This window comes from Dyadobacter sp. (assembly GCF_017744695.1).
Taxonomy (GTDB): domain Bacteria; phylum Bacteroidota; class Bacteroidia; order Cytophagales; family Spirosomataceae; genus Dyadobacter.
Map to the genome: position 1 here is coordinate 781,310 of NZ_JAGIAS010000002.1, position 21,988 is coordinate 803,297.

Consider the following 21,988-nt stretch of genomic DNA (forward strand, 5'->3'; position numbering starts at 1 on the left):
TATAGCATACAGCTTATAGCCTAAAGCATAATATCCTTCCATGAAAAAAGCGTTACTTTTCCTTATTTCCGTCATTCTCCTGCACGGCTGCGCGCAGAAGCAGCAGTCGGCACAATTACCCACAACATCGACCGAAAGCAACACCGGCCGCCGTATCGAGCTCCTGTTCCTTGGGCATGACAGCCGGCACCATTTTTCGGAAAAGTACTTCCCGATGCTCTCCCTGCCGCTATTTCAGAAGGGCATTAACCTCACTTACGCTTCCGACCCGAATGCATTGAACACCGAAAACCTTTCGCACTACGACGGCGTGGTGATTTATGCCAACCATAACACCATTACCCCGGCGCAGGAAAATGCATTGAAAACGTTCGTGGAAGGCGGCAAAGCGCTGATTCCGCTCCACGCGGCCTCGTTTTGCTTCCAGAATTCGGATTGGTATATCAAAGCGGTAGGCGGGCAGTTCAGCTCCCACGACTACGGAACATTTACCGCGCCGGTTGTAAAGGCCGATCACCCGGTGATGCAGGGCTGGAAAACCTTTGAGACCTGGGATGAGACTTATGTACATTCCAAACTGAACCCGGATATTATCGTATTGCAGGAGCGCGTAGAAGGCGACCATCGCGAGCCGTGGACGTGGGTGCGTACGCAAGGAAAAGGCCGCGTGTTTTACACTGCCTATGGCCACGACGAGCGCACCTGGAAGCAACCTGCATTTCACGAACTTGTCGCTAACGGCATTATGTGGGCTGTCAGCGACGACGCGAAGGAGCGTTTGAAAAAATTCAATTTAACCAAACCCACCTACACCGACGCGAATGTGCCCAATTACGAAAAGCGCGACCCGGCACCGAAATTCCAGCAGCCCTTATCCCCTGCCGAATCCCAGAAACTGACGCAGGTACCGGTTGATTTCGAACTGAAACTCTTTGCCTCCGAGCCGGACATTGTGAAACCCATCGCCATGGCCTGGGACGAACGAGGCCGGTTGTTTGTAGCGGAGACCCAGGATTATCCCAACGAAGTACGCGACCAGGACGGCGTGGGCAAGGACCGCATTAAAATTTGCGAAGACACCGATGGCGATGGCAAAGCCGACAAATTCACCATTTTTGCCGATAACCTGAACATTCCAACCAGTCTGGTGTTTGCAAATGGCGGCCTGATCGTGGCGCAGGCACCGCATTTCATTTTCCTGAAAGACACCAACGGCGACGACAAGGCCGATATTCGTGAAAATATCATCTCCGGCTGGGGCAAAAGCGATACGCATGCAGGGCCTTCGAACCTTAAATACGGATTGGATAACAAGATCTGGGGCGTGCTCGGCTACGCGGGTTTCCGCGGGACCAACTCCGGCAAGCAGCTGAATTTCAGCCAGGGCATTTACCGCTTTGACAACGACGGCAAGAACCTGGAATACATTGGAAGGACATCGAATAATACGTGGGGTTTGGGCTTTTCCGAGGATTTCGAAGTGTTTATTTCAACAGCAAACGGGAATTACAGCGGGCATTTCGCCATGCCGCTTGAATACGTGAAGCGTTCCATAGCGGACGGCTCGGGCAACACGGTTTACAAACTGGACTCGCATTACGAAATGAACTACCTCACGCCCGCATTGCGCCAGGTGGATTTCCACGGCGGGTTTACGGCGGCCGCAGGGCATAACCTGTACACGGCGCGGAACTTCCCGAAATCGTACTGGAATGCGACAGCTTTTGTATGCGAACCGACCGGCCGCCTGCTCTACCAGGCATTGCTGAAACCAAAAGGTGCGGGTTTCAAGGAAAAAAATGGTTTTAATCTGCTCGCAAGCGCCGACGAATGGTTCTCGCCCGTACACGCGGAGGTAGGCCCGGACGGGGCCGTGTGGGTAGCCGACTGGTACAGTTTCATCATTCAGCACAACCCTACCCCGCGCGGTTTCGAGAATGGAAAGGGTAATGCGTACATCAACCCGCTGCGCGACAATCAGCATGGACGTATATATAGGATCGTTTGGAAAAATGCAAAGAGTACGCCCTATCCGAAGCTCGACAAAAACGACGCGGCGAGTCTGATAGCCGGTTTGAAAAATGACAACATGTTCTGGCGCACCACGGCGCAGCGACTGATCGTGGAATCGAAGAATACGTCGGTAATCCCGGAACTGATCAATATGGTGAATGACCAGTCCGTGGATGAGATTGGCTTGAACAGCCCTGCGGTGCATGCATTATGGACGCTGAATGGCCTGAATGCATTCACCGGGTCGAACGAAGAAGCTTATCACACCCTCGTACGCGCCATGCGCCACCCCGCGGCCGGCGTGCGCAAGACTGCGGTGAAACTGCTTCCGCGCAACGATAAGACCCTGTCCGCACTGAAATGGACCAATTCTTTAAATGATCCAGATTTAAAGGTAAGGCTCGCCACGATCCACGCATTGACAGACCTCCCGGCTTCGGAGGAAATCGGCAGATTGCTTTACCTCGCAGGTCAGGATTCGCAGAACGCCGCGGACGAATACCTTGCCCAGGCTATTTTCTCGGGAGTTATCAAGCATGAAAGTGGTTTCAAAGCCGCTGCGGCGAAACTCAAAGACTCGACATTAACGGCTCGCATCGAGCGCGGACTGATCGAGGAAACCTATATGCTCAACCTCTGGTCACCGCCTATTTACCCGCCTATCATTTCAAATAAAGAACTTAGGATCAAAGCCATTATCACCAAAGCACAGGAAGAACTTTCGGGCGTGGTGGTATCGCAGGGCAACCGGCAGAACGGGTATAGCCTGTATATGCAGGACGGCAAATTACACTGGCTGGTGCGGCAGGATGGAAAATCTTACCAGGTCACTTCCACCCGAAAACTCCCGGATGAGCGCTTCAATGCCTACGCTACCCTCGCGGAAGGTGGCAAAATGACCCTGGCTATCGAGGACGAAACACCGGTAACGGGTCAGACCGAAGGCCTTTTCCGCGAGCCTTTCACGCCCGACGACATCCGTCTCGGCCGCGATCTCCGCGATGGCAATCAGGTAGGCGAATATGGCGACAATGCGCGGCTACGCGGCTGGCTGGACATTAAGAGCACCTTGCAGCTGAACCAAATCGTTCCCAATAAGGACGACAAAAAAGCAGCGCATACCCATACTGAAGCACCGGTTGAAATACTGAAAGGAAAAGGCGCGCCGGTAACAGTGAAACTGAAAGTGATCGAGCATGAAATGAAGTTCGACCAGAAAACTTTCACCGTAAAGCCCGGCCAGAAAGTGACCATCCAGTTTACAAACCCGGATTTTATGCAGCATAACCTACTCATTATCAAACCCGGAACATTGGAAAAAGTAGGCAATGCAGCCGACTTGCTGGCGCGGGAAGCGAATGCGATCGCGCTCCACTATGTGCCCAAAATGCCCGAAGTACTGCACGCAACGGAATTGGTAAGCCCCGAAGGCAACGCGACGCTGGTATTCATCGCGCCCGACAAACCCGGCGACTACCCGTTCCTGTGCACCGTACCCGGCCATTGGCGGATTATGAACGGTATTATGAAAGTGCAATGAGTACCCTCAAATAAGTTTAACCATCTAACTCCAATTGTATGAAAAGACCATTATCCCGCCTGATCCGGGAACTGCACCGCTTTTGCCTCCTCGCGGCGGCGGTCGCCTGTTTCCTGACCGAAAACGCCCTGGCGCTCGCCGCCGACCGACAGATTTCCGGCAAAGTGGTGTCCGCCGAAGACAAGAACCCGCTGCCCGGCGTGACCATCATCGTGAAGGGGAAAAACACCGTGGGTACCGCCACCGACACGGACGGGAAATTCAAGCTGGAAGTGCCCGAAGGCTCGACACTCATCCTGAGTTACATTGGTTATGTGAGCCAGGAAGTGGCCGTGGGTAACCAGAGCGAAATCAACGTGGAACTGGCACCCGACCAGAAACAGTTGCAGGAAGTAGTGGTGATCGGGTATGGTACGCAGAAAAAGGGCGACATTACCAGCTCAGTAGCGAGCATCAAGCGAGAGGACTTCGTCCAGGGAACCGTGCGCGATGCGGCGCAGCTGGTGCAGGGCAAAGTGGCCGGCTTGCGCATTACAACGCCCAGCGGATCTCCTACTTCCAACACACAGATCAACTTGCGGGGTATCAACTCCATTGAAGGAACGGCCAACCCGCTGATCCTGATCGACGGCATCCCCGGCGGGCTGAATACCGTGGCGCCGGAAGATATCGAGTCGGTGGATGTGTTGAAAGATGGCTCGGCGGCGGCAATTTATGGTACGCGTGCTACCGGCGGGGTGATCCTGATCACAACACGTAAAAACCGGGGCACTTCACGTTCGACCATCGAGTATTCCAATTATGTCAATATCCAGACCATCGCGCGCCGTCCGGAGCTGCTGACAGGCGACGATTACCGGCAGAAAATCAAGGAAGGCATTGCCTACACCGACTACGGCGGCAATACCGACTGGCTCTCGGAAATTATGCAGAAACCGGTGAGCCACAACCATAACCTTACGTTTTTCGGTGGAAACAGCACCACCAACCTTACCGGGTCGATCAATTACCGCAACTGGGAAGGTATATTCCTGAGATCCGGGCAGAACCGGTTCACCGGTCGTGCGGACCTGAATCATTCCATGTTCAACAACAAACTGAAAACTAATTTGCAGCTCATTAACCGCATTACCCGCTCCAACGGCGCGGTGAGCCCCGCGAACGACGATGCGGCCTACGGCTACGCCTACCGCCAGGCCATTATCCGCAACCCTACCGACCGCGTGCGGACGGACGACGGCAAATGGCAGGAGCGCGACGGTTATTTTTATGAAAACCCGGTATCGTTGCTCAATGAGTCGAATTTCGAAAGCTCGTTCAAGGAGATGCGGATGGCCGGTAGCCTCGACTATGCGCCGATCGACGACCTGAATTTCAAGTTACTCGTGTCGAACGTTCAGAACAGCAACCTCGAAGGCGGTTCCACCACATTTAACCACACTGCCACGCGCCTGAGCAACCAGAATGCGACCGCATTCCGCAACACTTACGCCAATAACGAAAACCTGCTCGAATTCACCGGAAATTACTCCAAAGCCATCGGCAAACACCGGTTCTCGATCCTTGGCGGATACAGCTGGCAGGACGCTACCTATGAGGCTTTCGCCGCCAACAACTGGGATTTCCCGACCGACGCCTACGACTGGAACAACCTCGGCGCAGGGGGCGCATTGCAGAAAGGCCAGGCCGGCATGAGCAGTACCAAAAACAAATGGCAGCTCGCAGGTTTCTTCGGCCGTTTGACTTACAGCCTGAGCGACAAATACTTGTTCATGGCCAGTGTGCGTCGTGAGGGTTCTTCACGCTTCGGGGTGAACAACCGGTGGGGTACATTTCCGGCAGCATCCATCGGCTGGCGCATCAGTAAGGAGAACTTTATGGGCAGCCTCGGCGCAGCATCGGATATCAAACTTCGCGCGGGTATAGGTGTAACGGGTACGATCGCGAACAGTCCGTACATGTCGCAGATCAGCTACAACTTCGACCGCGGCCAGGGCGCATTCATCGGCGGCAAATGGGTACCGGGCTTCGTACCGGCGCGGAATTTCAACCCCGACCTGCGCTGGGAGAAGAAAGAGGAATACAATGCCGGTGTGGATTTCGGTTTCATGAAAAACCGCATTAACGGTTCGATCGATTTTTACAGCCGTAAGGTGAAAGATTTGCTTTACAATTTCCCTGTGCCGGTTCCGCCTTACCTCACGGGCAGTATGTTCATCAATGCCGGAGTTATGCAGAACAAGGGGGTTGAAGTGCTGTTGAACATCGTCCCTATCCAGACCGGCGATTTCCAGTGGAATACAGGATTTACCTACTCCACCAACCGCAACAAACTCGTAAGCCTCTCGAACGAACAGTTCCAGGCAGCTAACGATTTCTTCGACGCGGGCTACACGGGTGAACCTATCCAGATGAGCACCCACCGCGTAAAAGTGGGTGAACCGATCGGTCGTTTCTTCGTGTGGAAAAGCGTAGGCGTGGACGACAAGGGGGCATGGCTCATCGAAAATAAAGATGGCGAGGTGATCCCTATTGCCGACGCCACGCCCGAAGACCGCCAGTATTATGGCAATGGTATTCCAAAACACATTGTGGGCTGGAACAACAACATCCGCTACAAACAGTTTGATTTGGCTGTGAATATGCGTGGTGCATTTGGCTTCGACATTCTCAATTTCCAGAGCATGTTCTACAACAACCCGCGCAACAAAGCATATAATATGCTCAAAACCGCTTATGATCCGATCGACGGGAAGGTGCTCAACACCGATCTTGTGTACGTGTCGCACTACATCGAAAAAGGTGATTACTGGAAGGTCGACAACGTGACGCTGGGCTATACCCTACCTGCCAACACGATCAAGGGCATTAAGAATGCACGCATTTTCGTATCGGGCCTCAACCTGGCGACCATTACGGGTTACACGGGTATCGATCCCGAGGGCGTGAGTTTCACCGGTTTCTCGCCGGGTAGCGATTACCGCGACAAGTACCCAACCACCCGGACATTCACCGCCGGTTTGAGCGTAACATTCTGATCCATCAATTCTTGCAAACAATGAAAAATCAAAATATAAAATACGCAGTCCTGGCTGCATTGCTGGCCGGGGTACCACTCTATTCCTGCACCGACCTGGATGAACAAGTGTATTCCGAAGTACTCGGAAGCAGTTACCAGCCCACCGAAAAGGATCTTCCGGCTATTGTGGCACCGGTTTACTCGTCGCTACGCTCGCTGATGCTGGGCTGGCAGGGCTATTTCGATTTACAGGAAGAAGCCGCCGACGCGATCATCACGCCCGTACGCCCGAATGGCTGGGACGATGGCGGTACGTACCGCCGTATGCACCAACATACCTGGACGGCACTGCAATGGCAACCTGAAAACGCGTGGCAGCAGGCATTTGCCAGCATTACCACCGTGAACCGCGTACTGTCCCAGATCGCGGACGGCGATTTGCCCCTTACCAACGGCAAGGATGCTACCATCGCCGAGCTGCGCGCGGTGCGGGCATTTGCCTATTATCTTTTGCTCGACAACCACGGCAACGTGCCTATTGTAACAGATTTCAAGGACGTTAACCTGCCCCAGCAGAGCAAGCGGAAGGAAGTTTATGATTTTGTAGTAAAAGAGCTCACGGAATCGCTCCCAAACCTGAGCGAGAATGCGACCACTACCTATGGCCAGATGAACAAATGGGGCGCGAAGACGCTTTTAGCCAAAATTTACCTCAATGCACAGGTATACACGGGTACGCCCGAGTGGGCGAAGGCGATTCAGGAGGCTGATGATGTGATCAAAAGCGGCAAATATGTGCTGGACGCCAATTACTCGGATATTTTCACCTGGACCAACTTCAATTCCAAAGAAATCATTTTTGCGATTCCTTATGACGAGATTTACGGAACCGGCAACCAGATCCACATGAAAACGCTCGACCCGCTGAGCCGTTCGGTATACCCGATGAACGCCGGTCCGTGGGGAGGAAACTGTGCCGTTCCGCAGTTTATCGACACTTACGACGCTGCCGACAGCCGCCTGGCCGATACCTGGATCATGGGTCCACAGAAAAGTGCGGCTACCGGTGCGGTGGTGATCACCTACAACAAGGCCGTGCCGGGAATGGACAAAACCTCTTCGTCGGACGGGTTCCGCATTGGGAAATACAAAATCAAACCCAACGCCACAGGCAGTCTCGACAACGACTTTCCCTTCCTGCGGTATGCCGACGTGCTGATGATCAAGGCCGAGGCATTGCTGCGCACAGGTAAAGCGGCTGAGGCAGCCGAACTCGTTACGCAGGTACGCCAGCGCGCATTCAAAGCGAACCCGGACAAGGCCACTGTAACGGCAGCCGATCTGGCAAAAGGGAGCCGCTATAATTACGGTTACCAGGCCACGGACGGCACCATTACCGAGCGTCAGGGAGGCGATGATATTCAATTCGGCCGGTTCCTCGATGAGTTGGGCTGGGAATTCGCTGCGGAAGCGCACCGCCGTCAGGACCTGATCCGTTTCGGGGTTTATGAGACCAAGAAATGGTTCAATCACCGTCCGCAATCGGCCCAGCGAGCGCTTTTCCCGATCCCGCAGAATGAGATAGATAAAAACCCCAATCTGAAACAGAACCTGGGTTACTGAACCATTTATTAATTTGGGTTAGGTAGTTCCTATTTGCTCACCGGACGAAGTATCTTTGTTTCGGTGGGCAAATTTTTTATTGTATTCCAAAACCATTTTATCCCATGTTTTCTAAATCAACATACTTAAACCGCAGACAAACGCTTCAATCCAAACTCGGCAACGGCCTGATACTGCTCCTTGGCAACGAGGAGAACGGCATGAACTACCGCGATAACGTATATCCATTCCGTCAGGACAGCACGTTTCTCTACTACTTCGGTATCGACCAGGCATCGCTAACCGCCGTGATCGATCTCGACAACAGCCGTGAAATCATTTTCGGCGACGAGCTCACCATCGACGACATTGTATGGACGGGCCCGAAGGAAGCGCTTGCCGAAAAAGCAGCCAAGGTGGGCGTTAGTGAAGTAAAGCCGGCATCGGCCGTCGGTAGCTTTCTGAAAGACGCATTATCCCGCGGGCAGACAATCCATTTCCTGCCGCCCTATCGCGGTGAACATTACCTGAAATTGCAGGAATGGTTGCACGTTAATCCGTCCGAAGCGACGCAAAAGGCCTCGGTTAGCCTCATCAAGGCGGTCGTCTCGATGCGGTCTTATAAAACCGAAGAAGAAGTTGCTGAAATTGAAAAGGCCGTCGACACGTCGGTCGATATGCATTTGTCCTTCATGCGCGACACCCGCGCGGGCATGACCGAGAAAGCCATCGCCGGCAAGCTCCAAAGCATGGCCATTGCCCGGGGCGGCGATATCTCCTACCCGGTGATCCTGACCGTGAACGGCGAGATTCTGCACACGCACGCACGCGACCTGGCCCTCCGCGATGGTCAAATGGCTCTTTGCGACGCCGGGGCCGAAACCGCCATGCACTACTGCGGCGACCTCACGCGCACCATTCCGGTTGGCAAGGCGTTTACGAGCATTCAAAGAGAAATGTACGAAATCGTCCTTAACGCTCAGGAAACGGCCATTGCGGCCTGCAAGCCGGGGGTTTTGTTCAAAGACATTCATAAGCTTGCCTCCACCAAACTCGTTGAAGGCATGAAGCAAATGGGTGTCGTCAAAGGCGATCCGGCGGAAGCGGTGGAGCACGATGTGCACACGTTGTTTTTCCAATGCGGCCTGGGCCATATGATGGGCCTCGACGTGCACGACATGGAAAACCTGGGCGAGCAATACGTTGGCTACACCGAAGACCTCATTAAAGGCACCGCATTTGGCTGGAAATCCCTGCGCCTGGGCCGCGCACTCGAACCAGGCTTCGTGGTCACAGTCGAGCCCGGCCTCTACCTCATCCCTACCCTCATCGACCGCTGGAAAGCGGAGAACAAACTCGCGCAATTCATTGACTATGAAAAGCTGGAACTGTTCCGCGATTTTACCGGCATTCGCATCGAAGACAACCTTTTGATAACCGAAAATGGTAACAGGATTCTCGGGAAGGAGCTGGTGAAAAGTGTGAGGGATGTGGAGGCGTTGAGGGGGTGAAAAGAGTGTGGGGGTTAGCTATATTTGCATAACTATGCTAATCTCCAACACACTATCTTTTTATGCAACTACCAAGATACGACCACTATACAGACGAATCGAAGACAATATTCGAATTTGTTAGCATAGGGCCCAAAGGTTGCATAAGAAAACTTGTGGAATATGTCGATACTGGGAACGGCAACCTCTATAATCTCGGTTTTGGGGATATTAGTAAAGATGACGGAAGAATAGATGACAGAATAGTTTCCAATAACGGCGATACTCAAAAGGTGTTGGCAACGGTAGCAGCCACTGTTGACGAGTTCACATCCAATCATCCGCAGGCAATCATTTTTGCAACCGGAAGCACGCATGCCAGAACACGGTTGTACCGCATTGGCATCCACGGGCATCTACTTGAAATTCAGCACAAATTCGTTATTTTTGGATATTGTAAAATAAATTACTGGGAAGAATTTGCAAAGGGGAAAGACTACCTGGCCTTCCTATTAACTAGAAGGGAAAACCAACAGACACTATGGCAACGACTGCAAATACTAAATCAGATGAATCAAACGGAAGAATGATTATCAAGGATATGAGTCATCTTAAAGGCAAGGTTCATTTTCCTGAGAAGTTGGACAAGGCGCGTGAGATACTGGCCCCTCTGATTGCACTGATGGAGAGCGAAAGAACTTCTACTCCCCCCGACTCCAACTCCTGAATATCTCCCGCTCCAAAGGACTGGGCGACGCCTTTTGGGTGATCTCAAATGTCCCGAAATGCTTGTCGGTCGTCACGTCAATATCCAGTCCGGCGTAACCCAGGTACTTCTTATAATCCGGCTCGGCGGTCGTGTAGATGTAGCTGAATAATTCGTCGAGCTTAGTTCCGGCAACGCCTTCGATCGTAGCGCGTAGCTCTTCTTCCGTAAAACCGCGTCCCTTTTTAATGTAGAAATCCTGATACAAGTTCCGCATGACATCGTCGAGCGAGCGCTTGTTCTTGGTTTCGTGACGGATGGCGAGATCGAAAAGCAAGCCTACCGCCGGGCCCTTCTGATAATAGGAGATAGTCTTGTTTACCGCATCGCCCGTGCGGCCGAATGGACCGTCCGACCAGGTTTCGGCGCTGGCCTGGGCTAACGTTTGGAACAGCCGACCGGGCTTGGTTTCCACATTACTAATCTGCTTTTTGAAGAAATCGAGCAGCTCCTGCTCGCCCATCAGGCCCGCAGCGCGCATGATCACGGGCTCATAGTAAACGGTCAGGCCTTCGGACACCCAGAGCATATTGGTTTTGCTGCCTTGATCATAATCAAACGGCCCGAGCTCGATGGGCCGGATGCGTTTGACATTATAATGATGAAAATACTCGTGGGTGATGAAGCCCAGCATGCCGTTCCATCCGCGTGAATTGAGCTGGTCGCCGCTGAAACTGATGGTGGTCGAATTCAAATGCTCGATACCGCCCTGCCCTGGGCCGATGGCGATGAAGGTATAGTGCTTGTAAGGAATGTCGCCTATGAGCGCCGAGGCCTTTTCAACGATCTTCTGAATATCCGACATGAGCCTGACCCTGTCGAAATTCCCCAGCTTGTAACCGATGAAACGATGCGGGATCCCCTTGACCTTGAATGCAGGTAGTTCTTCGAGGTTGCCGACCAGTAACGGGCTATCATATAATATGTCAAAATCCGGGGCAACATAAGTGAATACTTTCCCCGGCACCGAGTCGAGCCCGGTCGCGACCCAGTTCCAACCATCGAAAGGCTTGATCGTCACTTCGGAAGGCGTTTTAAGTTTGCCTGCTTCATGCATAAACAGGCTCGCGGGTGTGAGGTAGCCATGTTCCTCATCCAGATAACTGGTCGCTACAAACTTGCGGGTTGTCTTCACGTCGTATTCCGCGTGCAAGTCATGTACACCTTTGGTCGCAATCGCCCACCCGTTTTTGCCCGACTTCACCCATGGCAGCGTATTACCTTTGCCGTCTTTCACCACCACCTTGTCAATGTTCGAAGCGTAATCCATCAACTGGTAATAGCCGGGTTGCCAATCGGGAAGTTTGAGCAGCGTAGTGTCGCTCCCAGCCGCGTTCCAATCCATCGTGACATGAAAAGTGTGATTGGCTGGCTCCGCCATCGAAACCGTAAACTTCACCGGTCCCGTTTTTTGCGCGATCGCACCGGTTACCAGGCAATGCGTCGCCACCAGGCATAGCCAGCGGCTTGTTTGCTTGAAATTCATGATATAGGAGTGATTTATGAAGGTTATTTAAACTGGTAAAATTTCCACTGGGTTTTGAAATCCGATTTCAACGACTGGTTGGTCAATGTTGCCCGTACCATCTCGATCGGCATGTTGTTTTCCTTCATTACTGCGTCGTGAAACTGCTTGAACGTCATTTTTCCGCTGTCGACGAGTTCTTTCTTGAGACTGAACAACTGCAAGCCGCCAATAAGGTAAGCCACTTGATACAACGGACTATAATTCCCTTCAAATGAACGCCTTACCTCTCCTTCCGCATTCGCGCGCTCGTGACCGACGCGGTCGACCAGGAAATCGATGCATTCTTGCGGTGTCCATTGGCCGAGGTGGTAGTTCAGCGAGAAAATGATGCGTGCGCAGCGATGCATACGCCAGAAAAGCATTCCGATACGCTCCTCGGGCGTTTTGGCGAAGCCTTTATCATATAAAAGTAACTCCCAATACAATGCCCAGCCCTCGGTCCAGAATGGCGTCCGGAAATCGCTGCGGTAGGATTTGTAGCGACTATTCATATAATATTGCAGATGATGGCCCGGAACGAGCTCGTGATGCACCGTCGAACGCGAGAAATAGGGATTGTTACCGCGCATACTCATCAGTTTGTCGTCGTGCGCCATGGTATTGGTCGGATACGAAATGATGATATCCCTTCCCCCAAGGAAAAACGGGTTCACCAATTGCCTTTCCGGCGTCATCATTTGCATACCCCAGGTTTCGTCCGCTATTTCAGGATAGTCGATAAGATTGTTTTTGAGGATAAATTCCTTCGCATCATTGTATAGTTTCAGGATCAGCTCGGGTTGGGTACCAGCCGGCACATAGCTGTTTTTCACCTTCTCCTGCGCCTTCTTCCAGTCATTTCCGAAACCCATTTCCGCGGATGCTTTCAGCAGTTCCTTATCGCACCACGCGAATTCCCTGTTAGCCAGCTCAATCAGTTCATCGGGTGTATAGCTGATCATTTCAGTCCCTAACTGGCGAATCAGCTCGTCCCGACCGATTGGAACGCCCTTAATGCCGCTGATATCTTCCCTTTGGGCCGTGTTGAGCTTACCCTTGCTGCGGATCAGTTTCGAATACGCTGTCAGCGTGCTGTCCAGCGTTTTGTAAGGCTTTGGTACCCACCAGGTAAACAGCGGGTCATAGCCATTATAAAATTCAAAGGTACTTTTCAAACGCATTTCGAGGCCATTGACAGCCTCCGCCCCCATCCGCGACAAGGGCATATCCAGCGATTCGAGCTTTTTAAATGATTCCTCGGCCTTTTTGAGCTCCTTTTGCAGGTCGTTCAGTTTGCCCGCCACTGCCTGTCCATCTACGGTAGCGCCGCGCCGGCGGCCTTTTTCCAAATCATAAATCCCGGCGGCAAATGGAATGTACATTTCAATTTGCCCGTATTCCTTTTCTTCCTGGCTCAGCGTGAGCAAATGGTCCTCGATATTGCGTTTCAGCAGCAGGTAATCCACTTTACCGTAAATACTCATCGCATCGAAATCCAGCTTCGCGAGCTGTGCCAGATAGCCGTTATCCACTTCTCGAAGACGCTTTCTTTCCTCCGGTGAGTTCAAGGCCTGAGCCCCACCCTGCTGACCACGACCGCTTCCAGGCATCGGCCCGTAGAAATAGCTGATCGCGCGAATATCCTGCGCATACCGGATCACCAATCCGGCTACCTCGCTGGTTTGTTCATATAGGTTAAATTTCGATTTGGAAGATTGTGCCGCCGCTCCGAAAGTGACGAGCCAGCAAAACAGGAAACTAGCCCAACGCGAGCGTATTACATAGATATGCGTCATAGGATTCAGGATATGATGGTTGGATTTTACCAAAAATACCCTAAAAACCCAACGCTGACGTCTCAGCTTTTAATCATTTATTGACTGATTTTAACAAGATCGTCCTTAGCCTGCTCAACCAGTGACGGCTGCATGGTCCGCGGACCTGCCCATCTCATCAAAAGCAGGTAAACGGCGGCCGGATACACGTGGTGCAATAACCGGTCAACGGAATTACGCACATGCCAGTCGAGGTCGTGCGGTGTGGTCAGATACACGGCGAAGTAACCGGCCAAAAGTAGCGTCAATACCCAGAAAGGCAGCGTATTTGTCCATCGGGCCCGCGTCACCAGCAGCCCGCCCATTAATACCAGTAAAACCCAATATTCCGTTACCAGCATTCGAAAGCTCTGGCCGGCGATCAGCAGATACCGGCTGGGTTGAAGCAGAAGTGACAGCATACTTCCGCTCCTGCCCTCGTGAATGAGGTCGTTCGGAGGGGCGAGCGTCAGTTTGAAATGAAGCAGGACGCAAAGCGGCAATGCCGCCCCGGCCAGAAACAGTCCTATTCGGGCAGGTTCTTTGCGATGAAAAAACAAAAATGTGACCGAAAAAACGGCAAAAAAGAGCAGGCCTTCGTTTTTGATCCACGAACTACTTCCCACAAACAGGCCCAGCAGGACAAACGCCGGCAGCCGCCCCACAGATTTTGCTTCGCTATAAACAATGAAAGCGACCAGAATAAAGAGTGCCAGCAGCGTGTCGGCATACTGGGAAGCGGCCAGCTCCTTGAATTTATGATCGGAAACAAAAATAGCCACCGAAACCACCGCCATAAGCAGGTAACCGTTCCGCCGCAATGCGAGAAATGCCGTGATCGGTACCGCCACGTACACCAAGTTCGAGACCAGCATCGGTACAACCGGTGATACAGTTCCGCTTGCCCGCCAGAAAAAAGCGACCACTGACGGCAGCATAAGCGGATAATCGGGGTGCGTCGGGGCCATTTTGCTGGTGAACATTTGCCGCCACCGGTCTGCATCCGCAAGAAATTTGGCATGCAGGTTCCAAATCGCCCACGCGTCCCAGTCGCCCCAGCGGTGGATGCGCGCCCTAAAAAGCATGGTAATGGTGAGGGCGAACACCAGCAACCATAAAATATCGCGAAAGTCCTGCTGTTTCAGCGACAATGTGGCTTTACCCGCTTTGAAAAGCTGAAAGCAAAGCAGGCCGGACAGCGCAGTGAAACCCGCAAAGACCCATTCATACCCGATACCGAACACCAGACTGAGGTAATAACCGTAGGAAACCATCGCCAATACCAACGCGAAAGCAAGCGGATAAGTAAGCATGCCGTCCAGCCTGGCAGATGTTCTGATGAGAAAATGGATACTGAATAAAAAAACGACCAGCAACAAAAAAATCAACATATCAGCGTTTGACCCGGACAAGTGTATAATTGAGGTTCTTATTTCCACCCGAAAGCAGACACTCGTAATCTTCCCGGGGCAATGCCGGAAGTGCGGGGTCGTTGAGGAGCAGCGTCGTGTCGGATTCATCGAGGGTAACGACAATCGGCGCCAGGGCGAGCGCAGATTTAAAATACAAAACACCTTTTCTGCCGGTATCCGTGTTGCTGTTGAAGCTGATGGTGGAAACGGTGGGGTAAGCTGTCCTCACATCGCTCAGCATCAAACTCAGGCTGTCCACTTCATTATAGGACTGCGGCAAGCTTAGCCGTTTATACTTTTTGACAATAACTATACTGAACCACACCAGCAGCACAGACACAATAATGTAAGAGAATCTCCTCCAAATACGCATAAACCACGAATTTCATCTGCTCCAAAGTTATGGCGCAGAAACGTCAATCCATAATTTACCATCTGACGACAAGTGCCCATCGCGCTCCAAATCTTCCATCAAGTCCGTCAGAGAGCTCCGGATCCCGCGTGCTTTGACCTCGTCCTCTGCCGACTCGGCCTCTCCCATTTTCGCCAATGCCGTATCGAGCACTTTCACGGCCGCGGGATAGTCCTCCTTAAAATCACGCAGGCGTAAGGCGAGCGAAATGGCTTTTTGCAACGGCGTGAGCGTAGCCGGGTCGGCGTCCTCGTATTCGACCTGGTCTTTTTCACCAAACTGAATCACGATAACGGCGTTTTCCGAGACATCGGTAATTGTGAAGCGGGATTGGCCGGGACGCATTCTGGAAATTCGGGGTATACCGGTATGGGGTACCTTTCCCAGCATTGCTTTTAATGCCCGGGTGAAGTTGGTATATACCTGTCCGACGTCCTGCACCATCATCAGGCAACCGATATAGCCGGCTTCCGCACCTTTCACGCGCACAAAATGCAGCTGGTGCCCGTTCCGTTCGACGACGCCATATTGATACGGCCTGTCTTGCCGATAGGTAATCGTAAAACCCAGATTCTCCCAGAATGCAAGCGTTTCGCCAATGGCTTTACAGGGCAGTACCGGCACGGTAGTCCAATCTTTTTCGTTCATAAAACTGGCTTTTGGTTCAGCCGGCAAACCTAGCGCATGGAATTTTAAAATTCCCTTTATATACTTTTTTGACGATAAAGGATACACTTCGAAATCTTGTCTGCCAATTCCTTTATTTTGGGGCATGCAAGATTTCATCCACGACAAACGGGTCTATTACAGCCCTATTGAATTTGCGATGGCGTACATCGGCGGGACCTGGAAAATCCCGGTGATTCGTGCGCTCGCAAATGGTCCGCTGCGCTACGGCGATCTAAAAAACGCGATCCCGCACATTACCGACAAAATGCTGAATACCCAGCTTCGCGACCTGGAAAAGAAACGAATGTTAACCCGAACCACTTTCCGTGAGAAACCACCCAGAGTTGAATATACCCTCACGGAACGCGCAATACAGTCGATGCCCGCCATTGAAGCGCTGGAAGCTTACGGCCGGAAGTTGATGGATTGGGAAGTGGAAGGAATTGTGGAGAAAGGGGACTGACCGCCGAACGCTGACGACCGATGCAGAGCACCAAACTATTTGCCGTCGGCCGTCGATGGTCAGTGGTCGGCGGTCGAAACTAGCTTATTGCCGGAAAGCTCCGACCGGTACCGCGAAATAATAGCCTTCAATGTCTCGCCAGTGCCTTTGATCACCAGTTTATTGAGGTTGTATTGCGACATTTTCATCGCAGCGGCTATTTCCTGAATGGTAAGGTGCCCGCTGTGCTCCAACATCTTGCGTACCTCGGTGAGCACGCGGTCGGTTTCCTCGCCGTATTGCGTGCCCGGTTCGGGGCGTTGCATATCGGGCAAATTCCTTTTTACGAGGTTGACGAGCAATGCTGCCGAGTTCGCCACCAACTCGCGACTGCTATCCTGTAAATGCCCGAGCTCCCTTTCGATCAGCTTCACGAGGTGCGTAACTGCGAGTCGGTCGGTTTCGTTGCGAAGCTCTTTCTGGCGAAGGAAGCTGGGCACCGAAAACAGGTCACGCACGGCGCGGAACATGCCCGTAAAGCTGTTGAGAGGATCCGCCGCCCCGGCGATGCGGAACGGATCGAAGAAGATGGTAAGCAAATTGGTCCTGTAAAAGGACTTGAAATGGATTGGGTGGCCGGGGGAAAGGAGAAAGATCGCCTGCTCTTCGTAGTGCCACGAATCATCGTCGCAGGATAAAACACCCTCCCCCTCCGTGACAAATGCAATACCAAACAAGCCGCCATAGCGGGATGACTGTTCGAGCTCACGGGCCTCGCAGCTTACCAGGTTCAGGGTTTGATCGATATTGAGTTCTTTCATCACATTGAAGAAGGGTTTAGGAATAGCCACCTCATCCCGTGTCCGCCTTCGCGACGTCCACGAAACACAGGGTTTAGGTTTATGGTCAACTTACTGTTGGTTTTCGCAAAAACACAGTCAGTAACCAAAGATGTTTACCAATACCCGAACCAAAAAATCAAAGGTGCTCAATGCCGGATTTCAGGAGCCGAATGCCGGCTTTGCGGGGAAGAACGAAAACGGTTGCGTTACCAGTAAACTATTTACCCAGCCATTGCTTGAAGTCGGCCACACGGTCGCCACTAACGAAGACCTCCTGCGAGGCAGCCGGCGTCAGTTCCAATTTTAACCGGCCTGCCGAAACAGTGTAAATGGAGCGAATGCTGTTCAATGCGATGATCAGCGAGCGATTGATGCGGAAAAACTCTTTGGGATCGAGCATTTGCGCCAGTTTGTCGAGGCTGTAATCCATTGCGAGGTGCTGGCCGTCGAATGTCCGGAGAAACGTCGCTTTCTGTTCGATGGTGAAATAGGCGATCTCGCCCGTTCGAATGCTGAATAGCTTCGGGCCTGCCGATGCCAGGAAGCGCTCTTTGTACCCCTCTTCGCTGCCGGATTGGTACATGGCCATCAATGCCGCAAAATCCGGCGCAGGAGTAGCGGCAGGTTTGCCATGCAATGCCACAAACTTGTCGATCGCCGCTGTGAGTTCGACCTTATCGACCGGTTTCAGCAGATAATCTATCCCATTGGCTTTGAATGCCTTGAGTGTATATTCCGAATACGCGGTTGTGAAAATAATCGGGACCGTCAGTTTCAGTTCCTCGATGATTTTGAATGCAAGGTCGTCTTCCAGATGCAAATCCATGAAAATCAAATCCGGTCGGATGTTGGTGGGTTCGCTCAGCCACTGGATACTCTCCCTCACCGACGACAACTTTGCCATCACGTTGATTTTGGGATCATATTTACCGACCAGGCTTTCCAGGCGGTTGGCACTCAGCGACTCATCCTCTATAATAAGTACATTCATGAAAGCAACGGCACTTTAACGGTAAAACAGCCGTCGGTCTTATCAACCATCACCGGCTTGTCGATCAGCAATTTATAGCGGTTCACAATATTCTGAAGGCCGAGCCGTGTCGACGATTCGGGCAATTCCCGGACTTGCAGCGGGTTGCTGATCACCAGGTAATCGCCTTCCACGGCAATCGTGATCAGCAGCGGATTGCTGGTCGACATCCGGTTATGCTTCACCGCATTCTCCACGAGCAGCTGCAATGTTAACGGCACGATCGAGTATTTATCCTTTTCCTGGCACGAGATCCGGATATCCAGGTTCAGTTTGTTCTCAAACCGGATCATGAGCAGGAACATGTAAGTTTCCAGAAATTCGACCTCCGTAGCCAGTTTAATGGAATCATAAACCGATTTTTCAAGGATATACCGGTAGGCTTTGGACAGCTGATTGATGAATTTAACAGAAAGCTCCTGGTTGGTTTCCACCAGCGTCGTGAGCACGCTGAAATTATTGAAAAGAAAATGCGGGCTCACCTGGTTCTTCAACGCATTGAAATGGGCCGTTGCGTTCTCTTTCTGCAAACGCTCCTCGTTGATCACCACCCTTTGCAGGCGCTCGTACACGCGCTTGTTGGCCGCGAGGTAGTATTCCGCCATCAGTGCCAGTACCGTAATGCTCGTATTAGCCCGCTGTTTCAGCACGGGAGTCTTGTTCAGCGTAATAGGCAGCACATCGAAACTGCCCTTTTCAAAAACCGCCTCCATCCAGTGCCACAGGTAGCGGTACCAGTGATTGAACACCATGGCTAAACCAATCGCCACGACGAGCATGATAGCCTGGTTCACCACACGAAAACGTTCCGGGAAATCCTCGCCAAGAAAACGGGAGGTAATATATTGGAGCCACTCGATGACATTGATCCAAAGAATAAAAAAGGCAATGCTGAAAAGCAGCTCCATCGTCCACAGCGGCAGGCGATGCCAGAATATGGGCATATCGATCTGCAAAACGTTCATATAGATGCGTATCGGCACATATATGACCGCGAAGCCCAGACCAAGTTCCCATTTTTGGCGGTTGGTGAGACGGGATGTTATTCGGGATTGCATTTACTTTTGAATTCTGAACATCAAAAGTAATAAAGTAGCAGGAACTGCGATCTACTATTTTTCTGATGAGCCAGGCAAATACTTTTGCCGTCCAGGGCTGGTGTGTGTCCAGCTCTTGAATGCGCGGTGAAATGCGCTGGGCTCGGTATAACCCAACACCTCCGAAATGGCGTGCACTGTGGCATCCGTATTTTGTAAAAGATTCACCGCCAGCTCCTTCTTGATCTCCGCCGCCAGTGAGCGATAGGTATCGCCATCCTGCTGCAACCGCCGCTGGAACGACCGCTCACTCATGTTCATATGGGCTGCCATGATTTCCAGGGAAGGGATTTTGCCCCCGAAGTCGCGCGCGATCACCGTCCTGACCTGCCCGCCAAACCGGCCCGACTGTCCGCTCGCAGCACTCTTCTCGCGAAGGATCTGCGCAAAGGAGGCATACAGGGATTCGTCGGCGCTGATGAGCGGCATGTCCGCCACCATGCCTTCGAAAACAACTTTATTCCGCGCTTTATCAAAGGAGACCGGGCATTTCAATACTTCCTCGTAGCTGATCCTCGACAGGGGGCTCTGATAAGCGAATTCGGCCCGCAACGGCCGTATTTTCTTACCCGTAAGAATGTACATATAGTTCAGGACGCCACCCATGGCCATCTCAACGGCTTGCCGGGCCGTTTCCGGGGATGCTTCCTGCCAGACCGGATTTACCATAAAAACCAATTCCAGCTCTTTCCCTGCCACTACATCATAAGAAATCCAGCCTGAAACCATTTGCTGGTATTTGACGACTTCCCAATAGGCCTCTTTCAGCGTCCGGCAACTTTGCATCAGATAGCCCAGCGCACCAAAAATAGACGGGTTATTGACCTGCCCCAAATGCAAACCGAACAAAGGATCACGCGTTGTCGCCACTACTTCCCTCCACAAATCGACAATCGGGCGCAGGCCTTCGATCCGCTTTTCGGCATCATTCAATTCACCCGGCCTGATGCCCAACGTGGCGCAGAGTTTGTTCAGGTCACCGCCTTTTTCGGCTGCGGCGTAAACGATATTCCTCAAAACCCGGACAGTCCCGTACATATGAAAATCAATTTTGACCGGATCGCCGGGTCGCCGGGTCGCCGGGTCGGTCATTCCTATTGGCGTAAAGTGCCACATTTCTGTCGCAAAACGTCATCGATAGCGAGCCGCGATCAGGGTTATTTTGCGTAGTCAGTCAAAACTAGTCAAAATCGCCATGGAAACTTTTACCGAACAGGAAGTCATGCAAAAGGAGACGCTGCGACGCGTCATTTCCAATCCCGAATACACCGTAACCTTTCTTACCACCGCTGCCGAAAGTGGTAACCGCCGGTCGGAAATGGAGATCGAACTACGGCCGGGCGGCGGCAATGGCCTGCACAAGCATTTGAATTTCACAGAGACATTCATTCCCGTCGAAGGCGCGCTGGAAGTGCAGATCGGCCAAAACAAGCTGTTACTCGAACCCGGCGAGCAATACACGGTGCCCATTGGAGTACCCCATAATTTCGCCAATCCCGGCCAGAAGCCAACCCGATTCCGGGTCGTGATAGAACCCGGCCACGAGGGTTTTGAATATTCGTTACGAATGCTTTACGGCCTGGCCAATGACGGCAGGGCAACAATAAAAACCTGGGATGACCTCCTGCACGCATCGGTCGTGCTCATGATCAGCGACATGCGGCTGGCCGGCAAACAGGCATTGATCAACCCTTTCCTGCCATGGCTCTACCGCCTTGCCCGACAGAAAGGATTTGAGCATGACATGATCCGGAAGTATTGTATCTGAATATACCACAAAAGCGCGCGGCCCGATCTTACCGACCGGGCCGCGCCTGCAATGCATTGTAATCCTTTCAATTATTGCTCCGCGTATTTCTTGAAGTTGTCAAGAATCGCCTGCCAGCCAGCCTGCTGAAACTCGACCGGGTGCGTGTTTTCAGGATCGAATGTTTCTATTACTTTGGTACCATTGCCGTCCTGTTCGAACAAAACGGTCACTTTGCGGCCATCGCCCAAAGTATAGGCCAGATAGCGGTTTTCCTCTACTTCGGTATAGGTACCACCGAAATCGAAGCTGAAACTGCCATCCTTCGCCGCCATTGTGGTTTTAATGCTGCCGCCTACCCGCACGTCGTTTTCAGAAAAGGGGGCGTGCCAGTCGTCGGATGCGAAACACCATTGGGTAATGTGCTCCGGTGCATTCCATTTGTTCCAGACGTCCGCTACCGGTGCATTGATATTCGCTTGTACAGTTACAGGTTGTGTTGTCGCTTCCATTTCTTTGTGTTTTTTAGTGATGACTGATGTTACAAAGTTGCCGGGTTTCCGGGAAACGGAGCGATGCCTGTTGC

At 52.2% G+C, this 21,988-nt stretch carries 17 protein-coding genes; 7 read left to right on the forward strand and 10 right to left on the reverse strand.

Annotated features, from left to right (window positions below):
- The first annotated feature begins 40 nt into the window (after positions 1-40).
- The 5 genes from J7619_RS10785 (at position 41) to J7619_RS10805 (ending at position 10,254) form a co-directional block, all read left to right on the forward strand.
- Entirely contained in the window at positions 41-3,553 is a 3,513-nt protein-coding gene (locus J7619_RS10785; protein ID WP_291197809.1) for a PVC-type heme-binding CxxCH protein, read from the forward strand.
- Between the two features lie 38 nt (positions 3,554-3,591).
- A complete protein-coding gene (locus tag J7619_RS10790; protein WP_291197811.1) occupies positions 3,592-6,591 on the forward strand; it encodes a TonB-dependent receptor in 3,000 nt (999 codons plus the stop codon).
- A gap of 20 nt (positions 6,592-6,611) precedes the next feature.
- Positions 6,612-8,195 carry a RagB/SusD family nutrient uptake outer membrane protein gene (locus J7619_RS10795; protein WP_291197813.1) on the forward strand — a complete coding sequence of 528 codons (1,584 nt, stop codon included), beginning with the start codon at positions 6,612-6,614 and terminating at the stop codon, positions 8,193-8,195.
- 104 nt (positions 8,196-8,299) lie between these two features.
- Positions 8,300-9,685 carry an aminopeptidase P family protein gene (locus J7619_RS10800; protein ID WP_291197815.1) on the forward strand — a complete coding sequence of 462 codons (1,386 nt, stop codon included), beginning with the start codon at positions 8,300-8,302 and terminating at the stop codon, positions 9,683-9,685.
- 62 nt (positions 9,686-9,747) lie between these two features.
- Positions 9,748-10,254, forward strand: coding sequence for a DUF6934 family protein (locus J7619_RS10805; protein WP_291197817.1), 507 nt, complete (start codon positions 9,748-9,750; stop codon positions 10,252-10,254).
- Between the two features lie 111 nt (positions 10,255-10,365).
- Here J7619_RS10805 and J7619_RS10810 read toward each other — a convergent pair whose 3' ends face one another.
- The 5 genes from J7619_RS10810 to J7619_RS10830 all read right to left on the reverse strand — a co-directional run bounded on the left by J7619_RS10810 (position 10,366) and on the right by J7619_RS10830 (position 16,223).
- On the reverse strand, positions 10,366-11,916 hold the full coding sequence (locus J7619_RS10810) for a M61 family metallopeptidase (protein WP_291197819.1): 1,551 nt from the start codon (positions 11,914-11,916) through the stop codon (positions 10,366-10,368).
- Positions 11,917-11,939: 23 nt separating this feature from the next.
- Positions 11,940-13,733 (reverse strand): DUF885 family protein, encoded by a 1,794-nt coding sequence (locus tag J7619_RS10815; RefSeq protein ID WP_291197821.1) that lies wholly within the window; start codon positions 13,731-13,733, stop codon positions 11,940-11,942.
- A gap of 77 nt (positions 13,734-13,810) precedes the next feature.
- Positions 13,811-15,142 (reverse strand): hypothetical protein, encoded by a 1,332-nt coding sequence (locus J7619_RS10820; RefSeq protein ID WP_291197823.1) that lies wholly within the window; start codon positions 15,140-15,142, stop codon positions 13,811-13,813.
- A gap of 1 nt (position 15,143) precedes the next feature.
- Positions 15,144-15,536 (reverse strand): hypothetical protein, encoded by a 393-nt coding sequence (locus J7619_RS10825; RefSeq protein ID WP_291197825.1) that lies wholly within the window; start codon positions 15,534-15,536, stop codon positions 15,144-15,146.
- Positions 15,537-15,563: 27 nt separating this feature from the next.
- Positions 15,564-16,223 (reverse strand): hypothetical protein, encoded by a 660-nt coding sequence (locus J7619_RS10830; RefSeq protein ID WP_291197827.1) that lies wholly within the window; start codon positions 16,221-16,223, stop codon positions 15,564-15,566.
- Positions 16,224-16,347: 124 nt separating this feature from the next.
- Here J7619_RS10830 and J7619_RS10835 point away from each other — a divergent pair, with 124 nt between their 5' ends.
- A complete protein-coding gene (locus J7619_RS10835) occupies positions 16,348-16,707 on the forward strand; it encodes a helix-turn-helix domain-containing protein (RefSeq protein WP_291197829.1) in 360 nt (119 codons plus the stop codon).
- 59 nt (positions 16,708-16,766) lie between these two features.
- Here the strand turns inward: J7619_RS10835 and J7619_RS10840 are convergent, their stop codons facing one another.
- The 4 genes from J7619_RS10840 to J7619_RS10855 all read right to left on the reverse strand — a co-directional run bounded on the left by J7619_RS10840 (position 16,767) and on the right by J7619_RS10855 (position 20,747).
- Positions 16,767-17,507, reverse strand: a complete 741-nt coding sequence (locus tag J7619_RS10840) for an AraC family transcriptional regulator (RefSeq protein ID WP_291197831.1) — start codon at positions 17,505-17,507, stop codon at positions 16,767-16,769.
- A 238-nt stretch (positions 17,508-17,745) separates the two neighbouring features.
- Positions 17,746-18,519, reverse strand: coding sequence for a LytTR family DNA-binding domain-containing protein (locus J7619_RS10845; protein ID WP_291197833.1), 774 nt, complete (start codon positions 18,517-18,519; stop codon positions 17,746-17,748).
- Positions 18,516-19,616 (reverse strand): sensor histidine kinase, encoded by a 1,101-nt coding sequence (locus J7619_RS10850; protein WP_291197835.1) that lies wholly within the window; start codon positions 19,614-19,616, stop codon positions 18,516-18,518. Before J7619_RS10850 ends, J7619_RS10845 begins: the two co-directional genes overlap by 4 nt.
- A gap of 54 nt (positions 19,617-19,670) precedes the next feature.
- Positions 19,671-20,747 carry an AraC family transcriptional regulator gene (locus J7619_RS10855; RefSeq protein ID WP_291197837.1) on the reverse strand — a complete coding sequence of 359 codons (1,077 nt, stop codon included), beginning with the start codon at positions 20,745-20,747 and terminating at the stop codon, positions 19,671-19,673.
- 103 nt (positions 20,748-20,850) lie between these two features.
- Between J7619_RS10855 and J7619_RS10860 the strand changes: the two genes are divergently transcribed.
- Positions 20,851-21,423 (forward strand): cupin domain-containing protein, encoded by a 573-nt coding sequence (locus J7619_RS10860; RefSeq protein ID WP_409012721.1) that lies wholly within the window; start codon positions 20,851-20,853, stop codon positions 21,421-21,423.
- 71 nt (positions 21,424-21,494) lie between these two features.
- Here J7619_RS10860 and J7619_RS10865 read toward each other — a convergent pair whose 3' ends face one another.
- The gene (locus J7619_RS10865; RefSeq protein ID WP_291197841.1) at positions 21,495-21,914 is read right to left on the reverse strand and encodes an SRPBCC family protein; all 420 of its coding nucleotides are present in this window, start codon (positions 21,912-21,914) and stop codon (positions 21,495-21,497) included.
- Positions 21,915-21,988 lie beyond the last annotated feature (74 nt).

Coding starts and splice junctions, on each gene's coding strand:
- J7619_RS10800 (WP_291197815.1), top strand. CDS start 8,300: ATGTTTTCTAAATCAACATACTTAAACCGCAGACAAACGCTTCAATCC.
- J7619_RS10785 (WP_291197809.1), top strand. CDS start 41: ATGAAAAAAGCGTTACTTTTCCTTATTTCCGTCATTCTCCTGCACGGC.
- J7619_RS10830 (WP_291197827.1), bottom strand. CDS start 16,223: ATGAACGAAAAAGATTGGACTACCGTGCCGGTACTGCCCTGTAAAGCC.
- J7619_RS10820 (WP_291197823.1), bottom strand. CDS start 15,142: ATGTTGATTTTTTTGTTGCTGGTCGTTTTTTTATTCAGTATCCATTTT.
- J7619_RS10825 (WP_291197825.1), bottom strand. CDS start 15,536: ATGCGTATTTGGAGGAGATTCTCTTACATTATTGTGTCTGTGCTGCTG.
- J7619_RS10860 (WP_409012721.1), top strand. CDS start 20,851: ATGGAAACTTTTACCGAACAGGAAGTCATGCAAAAGGAGACGCTGCGA.
- J7619_RS10845 (WP_291197833.1), bottom strand. CDS start 18,519: ATGAATGTACTTATTATAGAGGATGAGTCGCTGAGTGCCAACCGCCTG.
- J7619_RS10850 (WP_291197835.1), bottom strand. CDS start 19,616: ATGCAATCCCGAATAACATCCCGTCTCACCAACCGCCAAAAATGGGAA.
- J7619_RS10790 (WP_291197811.1), top strand. CDS start 3,592: ATGAAAAGACCATTATCCCGCCTGATCCGGGAACTGCACCGCTTTTGC.
- J7619_RS10835 (WP_291197829.1), top strand. CDS start 16,348: ATGCAAGATTTCATCCACGACAAACGGGTCTATTACAGCCCTATTGAA.
- J7619_RS10795 (WP_291197813.1), top strand. CDS start 6,612: ATGAAAAATCAAAATATAAAATACGCAGTCCTGGCTGCATTGCTGGCC.
- J7619_RS10815 (WP_291197821.1), bottom strand. CDS start 13,733: ATGACGCATATCTATGTAATACGCTCGCGTTGGGCTAGTTTCCTGTTT.
- J7619_RS10840 (WP_291197831.1), bottom strand. CDS start 17,507: ATGAAAGAACTCAATATCGATCAAACCCTGAACCTGGTAAGCTGCGAG.
- J7619_RS10805 (WP_291197817.1), top strand. CDS start 9,748: ATGCAACTACCAAGATACGACCACTATACAGACGAATCGAAGACAATA.
- J7619_RS10865 (WP_291197841.1), bottom strand. CDS start 21,914: ATGGAAGCGACAACACAACCTGTAACTGTACAAGCGAATATCAATGCA.
- J7619_RS10810 (WP_291197819.1), bottom strand. CDS start 11,916: ATGAATTTCAAGCAAACAAGCCGCTGGCTATGCCTGGTGGCGACGCAT.
- J7619_RS10855 (WP_291197837.1), bottom strand. CDS start 20,747: ATGACCGACCCGGCGACCCGGCGACCCGGCGATCCGGTCAAAATTGAT.